The organism is Bacterioplanoides sp. SCSIO 12839 (assembly GCF_024397975.1).
In the GTDB taxonomy this organism is placed as follows: domain Bacteria; phylum Pseudomonadota; class Gammaproteobacteria; order Pseudomonadales; family Oceanobacteraceae; genus Bacterioplanoides.
This window is the reverse complement of the sequence record NZ_CP073745.1, coordinates 3,369,754-3,384,815: the sequence shown is the minus strand read 5'-3', so window position 1 is coordinate 3,384,815 and position 15,062 is coordinate 3,369,754. Positions and strand designations below refer to the sequence as shown.

Below are 15,062 nucleotides of genomic sequence, written 5' to 3'. Positions count from 1 at the left end.
TATAAAATCACGGTATTAGATAACGCAGAGTATACCTGAGTCATTCACTCAGTTTAATGACGACAGCTTATACTCTGATTAGCTGGTAGTGTTCAGATGTGTCGATATTTTTTAGATTTGGTGGTTATTTTAAATTTGGTGGTTGTATCAAATTTGATAGTTATGGGACTGTCGCTGGCGCTCAGTGGCCTGCAAAAACTGGTGAAGTTGCCCCAGTGACAAAGGACGGCTGAACAGATAGCCCTGACCTTCGTCACAGTTGTTACGGCGCAGAAAATGCAGTTGCTCCTGGGTTTCTACACCTTCCGCTACCACTTCCAGGCTGAGTTTGTGGGCCATGGCAATAACGGCCGCGGTGATGGCCATATCATTCTGATCTTCCGGAATATCCCGTACGAAAGATCGATCAACTTTGAGTACGTCGATCGGGAAACGTTTGATATAAGCCAATGAAGAATAGCCGGTTCCGAAGTCATCAATGGCAATGGAAACCCCGGTGGTCTTTATCTCCTGCATGATCTGGATGGCGGTTTCGACATCGTCCATCAGGGTGCTTTCAGTCAGCTCCAGTTCAACACATTCCGGTGGGATCTGACTGATTTCAATAACATTACGGATTTTGGCGGCCAGGTCCGGGTCAGCAAATTGTTTTGCGGACAAGTTGACCGCAACTTTGGCACTTCTGGGTAATACGTTGTCACGGATTAAAGAACCAACCTGACGACAGCTTTGTTCCAGTACCCAACTACCAATATCGAGAATCTGGCCGGTTTCTTCGGCAACCGGAATAAAGCGATCTGGAGTAATGATTCCTTTATCCGGGTGCTCCCAGCGAATGAGGGTTTCAACCCCGGTAATGGAATAATCAAACAGGCTGACTTTGGGCTGGAAAACCAGTGTGAACTGCTCGCGCTGAATGGCTTCTTTGATTTCCTTTTCTAATGCCAGGTGTTCCAGAATCGAGTGATTCATGTCTTCAGAATAAAACTGAAAGTTATTACGTCCCAGCTCTTTAGCTCGATACATGGCCAGGTCGGCATTTTTCATCAGGGTATTCACATCGGTTGAGTCTTCCGGTGTCATGGTGATACCGATACTCACCGTCGTAACAATATCCTGGCCTTTAATCCGGATAGGCTTAGCTAGAGAGTGAAGGATTTTTTCTGCAACCACGCGAACATCGGCCATCTGATGAACGTCGGTCAGTAGTATCGTGAATTCATCGCCGCCAATGCGTGAAACCGTATCGTTTTCACGCACGGTGGCGTTTAGGCGAGTGGATACCTCTTTCAGCAGGATATCACCGGCGTCATGTCCCAGCGTATCGTTAATGCGTTTGAACTGATCCATATCGAGGAACATCAACGCCATGGATGACGATGAGCGCATCACCGATTTTACCGATTTCTCCAGGCGATTTTTAAACAAACGCCGGTTAGCCAGGCCGGTTAGTGGATCATAAAACGCCAGGTTTTCCATTTTAATCTGGGCGGATTTCAGCTCTGAAATATCGGAGATCGCTCCCAGATAACCCAGCAGCTCGCCATCCCGGTCATGAAGTGCACCTGCCAACATATGAATCCAGGTGTATTCGCCATTACGGCGCGTCAGTCGAAGCTCAAGAGCAATGCTTTCCTGTTTGGAGATCAACCGATTCCAGGCATTCTGGGCAGGTACCAGATCGGCAGGGTGAACCAGCTTAAACCATTCGTGCAGGCTGGGCGTTTTGTCATCGGTTCCGTGAATATCCCGCCAGCGCTGATTGACGTATTGCAGCTGCTGTTTGGCGTCGACCTGAAAGATCCCAACGGGAGAGAGAGCAGTTAATTTACGAAAGCGCTCTTCTGAGGTTTTAAGCGAGGAGTTTTCTTCTTCAACGGTACCCAATAAGCCATTAAATAAATCAACCAGATCACCCAGCTCATCATTATTCTCTTTCACGGCGCGGATGGAATAATCCTTGTTGCGCATGATGTTTTTGAGGGTGTTGCTCAGCTCACGCATGGGCCTGGCAACAACATCCTGAAGCTGGTTCGCCAGAAACACAGCAAGCACAACGGAAACCGCGAGGATAATAATTGAGAACAACAAGAATTGATTGAAACGATTGAGTAAGTCCTGACGGCTGTTTTCCAGATAAAGCGTGCCGATATGCTCACTTTCCAGGCGAATAACAAAATACTGACTGAAGTTATTGTTTTGCTCAGACTGCAGCTGGAGCAGGCGTTTCGGGCAAGTGATATTGCTTTGTACGGATTGATACTGAGCAACCAGTTGTTGGTTCTCATCATAAATGCAACCACGCAGAATGCTGTGGTCGGCTTTTAAGGTTTTGAGGTTGGTGTGTAATAAGTCGTAGTCGCTGAAGGTAAGAGCAGTTGTTGCTCGTTTAGCAATGACTTCCCCCAGAACGGATAGTTTTTCCTGGGTGTCATGTCGACTCAGATAATATTCCAGCGACATAAAGGCAGTATTAGAGAGCAGCAGAGTAAGCCCACTGGTGATCAATGAAATGATGACCAGCTTGCGGCGAAGAGACTGTGTCTGAAGTGACTGCATTGAAGGCGTAACTCATTCCATTAGAGCTGGTGTCAAAATGTATCAAAGAAAAAAGGTGGCTTAACGATGGTTAAGCTATAACTTCTAACCTTAGCTGATTTTGACAAACAGGCAATCAATCCTTGCCTGTTTTAAGGGATGAGTCACACTAAAAAATGAGATGTATCAGCGGCTGGCCTGTTGGGTTTCAGCCTGAGACAGCTCAACCAACAAGTCAGCAATTGAGATAGTTTGTAAACGCTCGCTCAGTTGTTGACGATAAGTTTTGACCATACCCAGTCCGGCAACAACGGCATCATAAACCAGCCACTGTTGGCTTTGTTTGTTCTGATACAGTCGGAAGTCGATGGGCACAACGCTGCCGTTATTCTGAACCAGTTTGCCTTTAACCAGTGCACGATTGCCCTTTTTGTTGAACTTGGCCGCTTCAAAGGAAAACTCTTCACCATTAAACGCCTTGAATGCGCCGGTATAGGTGCGAATTTGCAGCTCGCGGAAGTTATCAATAAAGGCGGCCTGCTGCTCTTCTGTTGCACGTTTCCAGTGTTTGCCTAAAGCACCCTTGGCAATTTTCTCCTGGTCAATTGCTGGCACGATATACGTCATTACTAAACGGCGAATCTGTTCTTCTGTTCGGTCTTCTTTATCTAATTTTGTCAATTCACCAATAACGCCCTGGGTTGCGGTTTCGACAACCGCTTTCGGGTCCTGAGCAGAAGCCGCTGCTGAAAATATCAGGGCAAGGAAAATTGCAAAGGAGATCAGAGATTGAACTGCAATTCTCATAGTAACCTCACCTTAAATCTGTATGAATATGGTGAGTCAGTATGGGCAGTTCACGGCATTTGATAAAGCAAAAAAAGATAAAATAATTGTTCTTTCAGTGGAACAGTAGTGAGGGTGTATTAGTCATTGTACGTCCAGTTGTTGTTTTTATTAACAAAGCCCCGGTTGGCTACTGATGCCTGTAAGTGATCTGGAAGTGTTTGAATAATCAGCGTTTTCCCTTCTTTTGAAGCCCAGCTTTGGGCGTGGTGCAATAATTGGTGCAACACGCCACGGCGCTGAGTGATCTGGCGAACGGCAGCCTGTTCAAGCTGAACCCCCTGTTCCGTCTCGGTGGCGATCATCAGGCCAATAATTCTGTCATTAAAGCGGCCAGCCAGAATCCAGCTGCCTTTTTCCAGCTTTTGCTGCAGCTGCTCAGGGTTATCTGTTAAGCCGGTATCGGACGTTTCCTGATGAATTTTGCTGATATCCAGCCAGTCGGCATCGTTTGGTTGACGAATATGTTCTAAACGGACTGGCATAGTGGTGACCTCTGATCTGACGAGCTATCTAAAAGCAGGAGTTTTTTATCTGGCTGCTTTATAATGCGTTTTTCAAAATTTTGCGAGAGTTGAGTTCATGGCCACGACTGCAAGTTCTGGACGCAGTGCGACCGTCGAGCGTAATACGCTGGAGACGAAAATCCGTGTCAGTATCAATCTGGATGGTACCGGCAAAGCCAAATTTGATACCGGTGTGCCTTTTCTTGAGCACATGATGGATCAAATTGCCCGCCATGGTCTGATTGATCTCGATATTTACTGTGATGGTGATACCCATATCGATGATCACCACACGGTGGAGGACATTGGTATCACGCTTGGGCAAGCGTTTGCTGAAGCCATCGGTGATAAGAAAGGCATCGTCCGTTATGGCCACTCTTATGTGCCATTAGACGAAGCGCTGTCACGCGTTGTGATCGACTTCTCCGGTCGTCCGGGTCTGGATTTTAAGTGTGACTTCACTCGTGGCAACATCGGCAAATTTGATACTCAGCTGTTTTGGGAATTCTTCTACGGCTTTGTTAACCACGCCAAGGTCACGTTGCACATCGATAATCTGAAAGGGTTTAACGCGCACCACCAGGCTGAAACCATCTTTAAAGCCTTTGGTCGTGCATTGCGTATGGCGGTTGAGCAAGATCCGCGTATGGCGGGTGTGATGCCCTCGACAAAGGGAACCCTGTAACTCATGGCGGCGAGTAAAGTATGTGCTGTTATCGATTACGGCATGGGCAACCTGCACTCAGCTCATGGTGCGTTACAAAAAGTGGCTCCCGATACTCAGGTGCTTGTGACTTCCAAGCCAGAAGAAATTCTGGCAGCGGATCATGTGGTATTGCCCGGTGTGGGTGCGATTCGTGATTGCATGGGTGAAATCAAAGCTCAGGGCATTGATCAGATTGTTGCCGAAGTAAAAAAGACTAAGCCTTTGCTAGGGATTTGTGTCGGCCTGCAGGCGATGATGAATCACTCGGAAGAAAACGGTGGTGTGGATTGCCTGAATCTGTTCGACGGCGAGGTGAAATACTTCGGCGATGATCTGAAAGAAAAAGGTGAACGCCTGAAAGTCCCTCATATGGGCTGGAATCAGGTGGAAACGCTGGCTCATCCGTTATGGACAGATATTGCTGACGGCAGCCGCTTCTATTTTGTGCACTCTTATTATGTCGATGCAAACGATAAAAGTCAGGTGAAAGGCCGTGGTTTTTATGGCAAGTCGTTCGATGCGGCGCTAGGCCAAGACAACGTATTTGCGGTGCAATTTCACCCGGAAAAAAGCCATAAAAACGGGCTGCAGTTGCTGCAGAACTTTTTAAACTGGGACGGTCAGGCGTAAGAACACATGGCATTAGCAAAACGAATTATTCCTTGTCTGGATGTTGACCAGGGCCGCGTCGTAAAAGGCGTCAACTTTGTTGGCATTCGTGATGCCGGAGATCCGGTTGAAGTCGCCAAGCGTTACGATGAGCAAGGCGCCGACGAAATTACCTTTTTAGATATTACCGCGACCCATGAAGATCGTGGCACCACAGTGCAGATGGTGGAAGCCATTGCCGAGCATGTATTTATCCCGTTAACCGTGGGTGGCGGCATTCGCGAAATTGACGATATTCGCCGCATGTTAAATGCCGGAGCAGATAAGGTATCGATCAACTCAGCAGCGGTGTATAACCCAGAATTTGTGCGTGAAGCGTCTGAGAAGTTTGGTGCGCAATGTATTGTGGTCGCCATTGATGCTAAGCGTGTGGCGGGTTCTGGCGACCTGGGCGACCCAGATAATAAATGGGAAATCTTCACCCATGGTGGCCGTAAACCAACCGGAATTGATGCGGTTGAATGGGCCATTAAAATGGCTGATTACGGCGCTGGTGAAATTCTGTTAACCAGCATGGATCGTGATGGTGTTAAAACCGGTTTTGATCTGGGTGTCACCCGTGCGATCAGTGATGCGGTGAATATTCCAGTCATTGCTTCCGGTGGTGTGGGTAACTTAGAACATCTGGCAGAAGGGGTGACTTTGGGTCATGCCGATGCGGTTCTGGCAGCGAGTATTTTCCATTTTGGTGAATACACCGTGCAGGAAGCCAAGCAGCATATGGCGGATGCCGGGATTGAGATGCGCCTCGACTGAGAACATTGTTGAATTAAACAGCCCTGTTTTTACGGGGCTTTTTAATGGGGCTAAGAAAGTAACCTCAATACATTCTCGGCACTGGCGTTGGCTTGCAGTTGTGTCGCAATCTGAGCCTGTTGCTGAATCTGGCCTTTGATCAGCTCCGATACCGAAGTGGCTAGATCGGCATCTTCAATACGGCTGCGGGCAGCTTGTGAGTTTTCATTACTTTGCGTCAGGTTGTTGAGTGTGGAATCCAGACGATTGCTCACTGCGCCTAATTCGGTTTGTCGTTCTGTTATCTGGCCCTGTAACCCAGCTAGGTCGTTTAATAATTCAGCGCTGTCACCATTGGCAAAGTCTAATTCTGAAAGTGTTTGGTTAAGCTCATCGGCCAAGGTGTTCGGGCTTAATGACAGATTATCACCCGCGTCTTCACCTACCTGAAATTCAAACGCAGTAGCGTTGTTCTCCGCTTGAAATACGTTTTGGCCATTAAACTGGCTTTGTTCCGTGGTTTGCCGGATTTGCTCGGTAATTTGTTGTGCTTCTGAAGCCAAGGCTCGGCGATCTGAATCATTCAAAATACCATTGCCTTGTTGTACCGCCAGCTCCTGAAGGCGCTGGATGCCTGCGTTGATGCCCTCTAAAGCGCCCGACTCGGTTTGAATGAAAGATTGCGCGTTTACTGCATTTTGTTGCGCTTGTTGATTGCCATTAATCTGGCTGGAAAGACGGGTGGCAATAGCCAATCCTGCTGCGTCATCGGCTGCTGAATTGATACGACGGCCTGAAGCAATCTGTTGCTGAGATGATTGCACTGAGCTGTTGCGGTTAATCAGGCTGCTGGCAGCGCCAGAATTAATGGTGTTCATCAAAAGCCTCCAGCAGAGTTAGCTGAAGCTTAATAGTATGAAACAGAGAAGAGCGGGTTAAGTAACAGAATGTCAGGGGTTACAAATGACAGTTGCTGAGGCCAAAGACCAAAAAAGCCATGCAAGTGCATGGCTTTTTGATTAGCTGAAAATCAACGGATTGATCAATACCGCTTAATTAGTACAACACGCGGGCGCGGATAGTACCTTCAACCGTTTTGATTTTTTCCAGTGCCAGTTCGGAAGCATCTGCAGCAACATCAATTACCACGTAGCCAACTTCTTCAACGGTCTGCAGGTATTGGCCTGAGATGTTGATGTTGTTTTCAGCGAAAATGCTGTTGATGGCATTCATTACGCCAGGCACGTTGTTGTGGATGTGCAGAATACGGTGAACGTCTGGGTTAGATGGCAGAGCCACTTCGGGGAAGTTCACAGAAGAAGTGGTGGTGCCGTTATCGCTGTATTGAGCCAGCTTCTCACCCACTTCTTTACCGATATTCTCCTGAGCTTCCATGGTGGAACCACCAACATGTGGAGTCAGGATAACGTTATCGAACTCACGCAGTGGGGTAACGAACTCTTCGTCGTTAGAGCGTGGCTCAACCGGGAATACGTCGATGGCAGCACCCAGCAGTTTTTTGCTGCGAACGGCATCGGCCAGTGCATCGATATCAACCACGGTGCCACGGGAAGCGTTCAGCAGAATAGAACCTTGCTTCATTTGCTCGAACTGTTCTGTGCCCATCATCCACTTAGTCGCAGCGGTTTCCGGTACGTGCAGGGAAACAACGTCAGCGATGTTCAGCAGCTCGTTCAGAGAACCAACCTGAGTGGCGTTACCAATTGGCAGCTTGGTGACTACGTCGTAGAAGTACACTTCCATACCCAGGCTTTCTGCCATTACAGACAGCTGAGTACCAATGCTGCCGTAACCGACGATACCCAGCTTTTTGCCACGGATTTCGTAAGAGTTAACCGCAGACTTGCTCCAGCCACCACGATGACATTCGGCGTTTTTCGCTGGCACACCACGCATCAGCATGATGATTTCAGCAATAGACAGTTCAGCAACAGAACGAGTGTTGGAATACGGTGCGTTAAATACTGCGATACCACGCTTGGTCGCAGCTTTCAGGTCAACCTGGTTGGTGCCAATGCAGAAACAGCCAACCGCAATCAGCTTCTCAGCAGCCGCGAAGATTTCTTCGGTCAGCTGGGTGCGGGAACGAATACCAATGAAGTGGGCGTCTTTGATGCGCTCTTTCAGTTCATCGTCTGGCAGCGAGGTTTTCAGGTACTCGATATTGGTGTAACCGGCGGCGTTCAGAGTATCTAACGCGGACTGGTGAACACCTTCTAACAAGAGAAGCTTGATCTTGCTTTTGTCGAGAGACGTTTGAGTCATGGTGGTACCTATTTACAGTCAGTAATAAACGAATTCAGTCGTTTGCCTGGTGTGGGAATTCGGGTAGTGACATCACACCAGTGGCCGGAAGCAATATGCATGAAGTTGTCCAACTGGTCAGCTCTGCTTCGGGCTTCAGAGTTGAAATCACTCTGAAAAATAAGGCGCGTATGCTAGCATACGCTGCCCATAAAGTGAGCCTCAAAGTCGTTGTTGGCGGCGAAATAGTCGCGAAGATTCTTCAACTTGAGGTGAATTTGATTCATTTAGCTGGACGAAATCATGACCGCTCTGACCCAGGAAGCCCTGATAGAACAATTATCTGCCATCGTTGGTGATGACAAAGTGCGTATCGACGCCGACTCACTGGAAACCTTTGGTAAGGACTGGACCAAGATTTATCCACCAAAACCAACCGCAATTGTGTTCCCTAAAACCACGGAGCAGGTTCAGCAGGTGGTTAAGCTGGCCAATGAACATCAGCTGGCACTGGTGCCGTCCGGTGGTCGTACTGGTTTAAGTGCCGGTGCCGTGGCGGCGAACGGTGAAATCGTAGTAGCGTTCGACTACATGAATCAGATCACTGATTTTAACGCCACCGACCGCACAGTTAAGTGTGGCGCCGGTGTGATCACTGAGCAGCTGCAAACCTTCGCCGAAGACAATGAGCTGTTTTATCCGGTGGACTTTGCATCAGCAGGCTCCAGCCAGATTGGTGGCAATATCTCCACCAATGCCGGTGGCATCAAGGTAATCAAGTGGGGTATGACCCGTGATTGGGTCGCAGGCCTGACGGTCGTTACTGGTAAAGGTGACGTCCTTGAGCTGAACAAAGACCTGATGAAAAACAATACGGGTTACGACATGCGCCAGTTATTTATTGGTGGTGAAGGCACCCTGGGTTTTGTGACCGAAGCGACCATGCGTCTGACCCGTCAGCCAAAGAATCTAACGGTGCTGGTGCTGGGTATCCCTGAGCTGGATAACGTGATGAACGTGTTAAGCCAGTTCCAGTCGAGCATGGATCTGACGGCGTTTGAGTTCTTCTCCGATAAAGCCATGCAGAAGGTTCTGGCACGCGGTGATGTGCCTGCGCCGTTTGAGACCAGCACAGACTTCTATGCGCTGATTGAATTTGAATCTCTGACCGATGCCGATATGGATCAGGCGATGACCATGTTCGAACAATGTGTTGAGCAAGGTTGGGTGGTTGATGGTGTGATCAGCCAGTCGGAAACTCAGGCGGCGAATCTGTGGCGTCTGCGTGAAGATATTTCAGAAACCATTTCAGAATGGACGCCGTACAAAAACGATATCTCAGTAGTCGTATCGAAAGTGCCGCCATTCCTGCGCGACATCGACGAAGTGGTTACCCGCGAATATCCGGACTTTGAGATTATCTGGTTCGGTCATATCGGCGACGGCAATCTGCATCTGAATATTCTGAAGCCGGAAGGTCTGGCAAAAGAAGAGTTCTTCGAAAAATGTGCGAAAGTATCGACCTGGGTATTTGAAATTGTCGAAAAATATCAGGGTTCAGTCTCAGCGGAGCATGGTGTAGGTATGACCAAAAAGCCATATCTGGAATACACCCGCTCTGCCGCTGAAATGGCCTATATGAAAGCGGTTAAGCTGGCATTTGATCCAAATAATGTGATGAATCCAGGCAAGTTATTGGATGTGTGATCGCTCGGCATGACCAAAAAAGGCGTCTGATTGTTCAATCAGGCGCCTTTTTTGTTTGTGGTTGTCGTTTGGATCTGTTGTTTATTGTGGCTGCTTAGCGTTTCGTTGGTTTCGATATCAGAACAGCTGCTCTGGGGTTAACTCTTCATCACTGCTGGATTCATCAGGGCTAAACGCTGGAGAAGTTTTTACCGGCTGCTCAGGGATATTCTGCTCGCGAAAATATTCGAAAATAGCATTGTCTTGTCCTGGGGTTGCTAATAATCCGGTTTCGGCATCGATACGGACGCTGACAATACCTTCCGGTTGCTGGAATGGACGCTGTTCCACGCCGTCCAGAGCGACCTTCATGTAGTCGACCCAGATAGGCAATGCTGTATTGCTGCCATAGGCCCATTTGCCCAGAGTGCGGGGTTGATCGAAGCCAACCCAAACGGTTGTGACTAAGTCGCGGTTAAAGCCAGAAAACCAGGCGTCTTTCTGATCGTTGGTGGTGCCGGTTTTACCCGCCAGGTCATTGCGCTTCAAGGCGAGTGCTCGTTTGCCTGTACCACGGCGCACCACATCCTGCAGCATGCTGACCATCAGGAAGTGGGTTTGCGCATCCATTACTTCGGGAGCAAGATTGGTTGGCTGGATTGTCTCGGAGGTATCCAGGTTCAGTGTTAAAGAGGCCTGGAGTTGTTTCTCCAGTTCACTGATTGTTTCATCGTTTGAATCCGCTTCGTTGTTACATTCTCGGCAGGCAACTTTGGGATCTGCCTGATAAAGAATATTGCCCTGATTGTCTTCGATAGAGCTGATTAAGTAGGGTTCAACCGCAAACCCGCCATTGGCTAATGCGGCATAACCTGTCGCCAATTCCATCGGTGTGACGGCTGAGGCTCCTAATGCCAGTGATAAATCTTTATTCAACTTTTCTTCGGGAAAGCCAAATGGAGTAATGTAATTAATGGCCTTACGTGGCCCCATTTGTTTCAGGATACGAATGGATACCAGATTCTGAGATTTGTATAACGCTTCGCGCAGGCGAGTAGGGCCATAGAACTTACCGCTGTGGTTTTGTGGTCGCCAGGTGTTTTCCAGGCTGGCATCTTCAAACACAACCGGCGCATCATTGATAATGCTCGCTGGTGTGAAACCGTTGGCCAGAGCTGCACTATAGACAAACGGCTTAAACGCCGAGCCTGGTTGACGGTCTGCCTGAATTGCCCGGTTAAACTCATTGCTGGCTGCTGAGAAACCACCGACCAGTGCCTGAATCGCACCATCTTCCGGGCGAAGTGAAACCAATGAGCCTTCGGCTTCGGGCCTTTGTGCCAGCCGGAAGCCTTGTTCAGTTTGCTCCAGCCAAATGACCTGGCCTTGCTGCAGAATTTCTTTAGCTGAGCTGGGAGCTTTGCCGATGACATCCACCGTGATGTAGGGTTTGGCCCAAATCATTTGAGAGAATGGAATCCAGTGTTCGTGCTGCTGCATGAGAACCCATGCACCGGCTTCGTTGACCTGAGTAACAATCGCCGCAGTAAGCAAACCATTATCCGGATTGCGGTTAAGACGTGTTTGCCACTGTTCAAGGGTGGCAGGCCAGTCGAGATCAAACGTGTTATCGGCTTGTTGGAACCACTCAGTTAGCAGTGGTTGCTCTTCAGACACAGTTAATGAAACCGGCTCTGCAAGCTCAAGATTTTCAGTATTAACACGCCATCCATGATCACGGTCGTATTTTAATAACCCGCGCTGTAAGGCTTCATTGGCAGCTAATTGGCGTGATGCATTGATTGAGGTTGTGACCTTGTACCCGGCGGTGTAGATATCGCGGCCAAACCGTTGCAGCATATCCAGACGTACCATCTCTGCTGCATAGGGGGCGCTTACTTCAGAAATCAAACCATGATAACGCGCAGTAATAGGGGCGCTGGCAGCTAGTGTGAACTGCTCCTGAGATATTTTGTCCAGGGTGCGCATGCGTGCCAATACATAATTACGACGGCTTTTGGCCCGCTCTGGGTTGTTGATTGGATTCGCTGCCGATGGCGCTTGTGGCAGCCCGGCAATCATTGCCAGTTGTGGCAGGGTCAGCTCATTAATGGATTTACCATAATACACTTGCGCGGCCGCTTCGATGCCGTAGGCTCGTTTGCCGAGGTAGATTTTGTTGATGTATAACTCAAGAATTTCTTCTTTGGTCAGTGCTTTTTCAATTTTCAGTGCCAGCAGGATCTCAGTGAATTTTCGGGTAAACGTTTTTTCACTTGAGAGGTAATAGTTCTTCGCCACCTGCATGGTAATAGTACTACCGCCTGATTTTTTTCTTCCGGTTCGAATCAGTTCAATGACGGCCCGTGTCAGGCCTTTAAAGTCGACTCCACCATGTTCAAAGAAACCATCGTCTTCTGATGCCAGTAAGGCGTCAATGAATTCAGGCGGGACTTGGTCAAAGCGAATAGGGGTACGGCGCTTTTCGCCAAATTCACTGATCAGGCGGCCATCTTCGCTGTAAACCCTGAGCGGCGTTTGCAAATCAATTTGCCGCAATTGCTCCGCATCTGGCAGGGTGGGGGCCAGATAAAGATAAATGCCAAACGAGACCATGCCTGTTCCGGCGGCACCGGACAGAATCAGCCAAAATAAGAAAAAAAGTACAGGGTGTGACTTGTGCATAAAAAAGAATGTCAATTTCCGTGAAAAGCCAGCTATTATGCGGGCTGGAGCATTATAAGGGTTTTTTGTCCTTTTAATAGGATTGTGCTTATAATGATTTTAACTCTATAGGATCTGAGTGAGCTTGCGCGCGCAAGTTCGCGAAATTGCGGGGATTTTGTCGTGCTGGCCAGCCTGTTTAATAAGAAGAGCAAAGCACTGATCGGGGTGGATATCAGTTCCACATCAGTCAAGGTACTTGAGCTAAGTCATAATAATGGCCGATATCAGGTCGAAGCTTATGCCTCTGAACCATTACCACCAAATGCAATTGTTGAACAGGCAATCAGTAATGATGAGGCTGTTGGTGAGGCTATTCGTAAGGCTGTTGGACGTTCCCGTACATCCGCTAAGCGTGCTGCTATTGCCGTCGCGGGTTCTGCTGTTATCACTAAAACGGTTCAGATGAGTTCAAAGCTCAGTGATGATGAAATGGATCTGCAGATTCGCGCTGAAGCTGATCAATATATTCCTTACCCGCTTGAAGAAGTTGCACTGGACTGGGAAGTTCAGGGTGAGTCTGATCAGGTTCCTGACTCTGTTGATATCCTTTTAGCGGCTTGTCGTTCTGAAACTGTAGAGCGTCGCAAAGATGCGGTTGAATACGCTGATCTCGAAGCGGGCGTGGTTGACGTTGAGGCGTTTTGTACTGAACGTGCCTTTGAGTTATTACAAGGCCAGTTAGACGGTGATGATATTGAGACCGTTGCTGTACTTGATATCGGTGCCACTATGACAACCTTGAGTGTCCTGCATGAAGGAAAGTCGATTTACACGCGAGAGCAGTTGTTTGGCGGTCGTCAGCTGACAGAAGATATTATGCGGCGTTATGGCTTGTCTGAAGAAGAAGCGACACGTTCCAAGCTCGATGGTGACCTTCCTGATGACTATGAAAGTGAAGTCTTGGAGCCATTTCGCAAAGCGGTGGTTCAGCAGGTAAGCCGCTCGCTGCAATTTTTCTATTCATCAAGTCAGTTCAATGACGTTGATTTTGTCGTTCTCGCAGGTGGAACTTCTGCCATTCCTTTGTTAGCTGAAAATGTTGAAGAGGATTTAGGCGTTGCGACTTTAATTGCTAACCCCTTTATGAATATGACCTTATCGCAAAAAGTGAATGCCAGCCTTCTGGCTAACGATGCTCCTTCACTGATGATTGCTTGTGGTTTGGCAATGAGGAGTTTTGACTGATGGCTAATATTAACTTACTCCCTTGGCGTGAAGAGCGCCGAGAGCAGAGAAATAAGGACTATCATACTGCTCTGGTTGCGGTTGCTTTGTTCGCGGGTTTCTTGCTTTACCTGGTCTATGGTTATTATCAGGATGCAACAAATGCTCAGGGCATCCGTAATGCCTATCTGGAAAAAGAAGCGAAAGTGCTTGACGCTAAAATTGATGAAATTCGTACACTGCAGGATACTCGTAAGGAGCTGATTGAGCGTATGGAACTCATTCAGGCACTGCAGGGTAATCGCCCGGTTATTGTTCGGATTTTTGATGAATTAGCGCGTTCGGTTCCAGATGATTTGTACTTCACGGATTTGTCAGTCAAGGGAGAGCAAATATCACTATCAGGCGTTGCTAAGTCCAATAATCGTGTCGCTGCTGTCATGCGTAACCTCGATCGATCTGACTGGTTTACCAATCCTGTACTGTTGAAAGTACAGGCTGAATCGACCGGTGTTAACGTCTTTGAAATTACGATGGCCCGCGTTAACCCTAAGCAAGATGAGGAGGGTGAATGATGGCGGATTTGAAAAAAATTGATTGGAATGCTCTGAAAGAAAAGGTAGAGGGCATTGAGCTTGATGATATCAATAATATCCAATGGGATAACATGGGAGGGTGGCCTCTTCCTGGTAAAGTATTCTTTGCGGCCCTTGTGTTTATTGCTTTGCTGGTAGCAGGGAATATCTTCCTGATTGCAGATATGCGTACTGCTCTGTCTTCTGCAACTGCAAAAGAAGAGCAGCTCAAAAAAGATTTTGAAAAGAAAGCATTCCGAGGCGCGAATCTGGAGGCCTATAAAAATCAGATGGTTGAAATGGAAGAGAGCTTTGGTTCTCTTTTAAAGCAGCTTCCTCGGGAAACAGAAGTGCCTGGGTTGATTGATGACATCAGCTCTGCAGCTCTGGGGGCGGGCCTTACATTGAATGGTATTGATCCGCAGACCCTGACTAGCACGGAGTTTTATAATGAACTTCCAATCGAGATTGAAGTGGAAGGCGGATATCACGAAATGGGAGCCTTTGTTTCTGCCGTGGCTTCGTTGCCCAGGATTGTGACGCTTCATGATTTTAAAATCATAAAAGAAAAAGATAATAGTCGTTTAACCATGCAGATAATGGCTAAAACCTACCAATACAGCAGTGATGAGGAGGGGCGCTGAT

The 15,062-nt window shown here is 48.0% G+C and carries 13 protein-coding genes; 7 read left to right on the top strand and 6 right to left on the bottom strand.

The features are described from left to right. Nucleotides 1-147 precede the first annotated feature (147 nt). From KFF03_RS15365 to KFF03_RS15355, 3 genes are all read right to left on the bottom strand, one after another. A complete protein-coding gene (locus KFF03_RS15365; protein ID WP_255857796.1) occupies nucleotides 148-2,559 on the bottom strand; it encodes an EAL domain-containing protein in 2,412 nt (803 codons plus the stop codon). A 165-nt stretch (nucleotides 2,560-2,724) separates the two neighbouring features. After that, nucleotides 2,725-3,345 carry a phospholipid-binding protein MlaC gene (locus tag KFF03_RS15360; protein ID WP_255857795.1) on the bottom strand — a complete coding sequence of 207 codons (621 nt, stop codon included), beginning with the start codon at nucleotides 3,343-3,345 and terminating at the stop codon, nucleotides 2,725-2,727. Nucleotides 3,346-3,464: 119 nt separating this feature from the next. Further along, nucleotides 3,465-3,869, bottom strand: a complete 405-nt coding sequence (locus tag KFF03_RS15355) for an acetyl-CoA sensor PanZ family protein (RefSeq protein ID WP_255857794.1) — start codon at nucleotides 3,867-3,869, stop codon at nucleotides 3,465-3,467. A gap of 97 nt (nucleotides 3,870-3,966) precedes the next feature. On the opposite strand from KFF03_RS15355, the gene hisB reads away from it, so the two are divergent. From hisB to hisF, 3 genes are read left to right on the top strand one after another with little or no spacing between them, the layout of a single operon-like run. Beyond that, nucleotides 3,967-4,575, top strand: coding sequence for an imidazoleglycerol-phosphate dehydratase HisB (gene hisB, locus KFF03_RS15350; protein ID WP_255857793.1), 609 nt, complete (start codon nucleotides 3,967-3,969; stop codon nucleotides 4,573-4,575). Between the two features lie 3 nt (nucleotides 4,576-4,578). After that, nucleotides 4,579-5,226, top strand: coding sequence for an imidazole glycerol phosphate synthase subunit HisH (gene hisH / locus KFF03_RS15345; protein WP_255857792.1), 648 nt, complete (start codon nucleotides 4,579-4,581; stop codon nucleotides 5,224-5,226). A gap of 6 nt (nucleotides 5,227-5,232) precedes the next feature. Next, entirely contained in the window at nucleotides 5,233-6,021 is a 789-nt protein-coding gene (gene hisF / locus KFF03_RS15340) for an imidazole glycerol phosphate synthase subunit HisF (RefSeq protein ID WP_255857791.1), read from the top strand. Between the two features lie 50 nt (nucleotides 6,022-6,071). Here the strand turns inward: hisF and KFF03_RS15335 are convergent, their stop codons facing one another. After that, nucleotides 6,072-6,878: a flagellin gene (locus KFF03_RS15335; RefSeq protein ID WP_255857790.1), complete on the bottom strand. Its 807-nt coding sequence runs from the start codon at nucleotides 6,876-6,878 to the stop codon at nucleotides 6,072-6,074. A 178-nt stretch (nucleotides 6,879-7,056) separates the two neighbouring features. Next, the gene (gene serA, locus KFF03_RS15330) at nucleotides 7,057-8,286 is read right to left on the bottom strand and encodes a phosphoglycerate dehydrogenase (RefSeq protein ID WP_255857789.1); all 1,230 of its coding nucleotides are present in this window, start codon (nucleotides 8,284-8,286) and stop codon (nucleotides 7,057-7,059) included. Between the two features lie 282 nt (nucleotides 8,287-8,568). Here serA and KFF03_RS15325 point away from each other — a divergent pair, with 282 nt between their 5' ends. Next, complete coding sequence (locus KFF03_RS15325) at nucleotides 8,569-9,972, top strand: FAD-binding oxidoreductase (protein WP_255857788.1); 1,404 nt, start codon at nucleotides 8,569-8,571, stop codon at nucleotides 9,970-9,972. Nucleotides 9,973-10,089: 117 nt separating this feature from the next. Here the strand turns inward: KFF03_RS15325 and KFF03_RS15320 are convergent, their stop codons facing one another. Next, nucleotides 10,090-12,567, bottom strand: coding sequence for a penicillin-binding protein 1A (locus KFF03_RS15320; RefSeq protein ID WP_255857787.1), 2,478 nt, complete (start codon nucleotides 12,565-12,567; stop codon nucleotides 10,090-10,092). 234 nt (nucleotides 12,568-12,801) lie between these two features. On the opposite strand from KFF03_RS15320, the gene KFF03_RS15315 reads away from it, so the two are divergent. Genes KFF03_RS15315 through KFF03_RS15305 form a run of 3 tightly spaced genes read left to right on the top strand, consistent with a single transcriptional unit; the run spans nucleotide 12,802 to nucleotide 15,061 of the window. Beyond that, nucleotides 12,802-13,863 (top strand): pilus assembly protein PilM, encoded by a 1,062-nt coding sequence (locus KFF03_RS15315; RefSeq protein WP_255860940.1) that lies wholly within the window; start codon nucleotides 12,802-12,804, stop codon nucleotides 13,861-13,863. Next, nucleotides 13,863-14,417, top strand: a complete 555-nt coding sequence (locus KFF03_RS15310) for a PilN domain-containing protein (RefSeq protein ID WP_255857786.1) — start codon at nucleotides 13,863-13,865, stop codon at nucleotides 14,415-14,417. Before KFF03_RS15315 ends, KFF03_RS15310 begins: the two co-directional genes overlap by 1 nt. Further along, nucleotides 14,414-15,061 (top strand): type 4a pilus biogenesis protein PilO, encoded by a 648-nt coding sequence (locus tag KFF03_RS15305; protein WP_255857785.1) that lies wholly within the window; start codon nucleotides 14,414-14,416, stop codon nucleotides 15,059-15,061. The genes KFF03_RS15310 and KFF03_RS15305 overlap by 4 nt, the downstream gene beginning before the upstream one ends. Nucleotide 15,062: the final 1 nt, after the last annotated feature.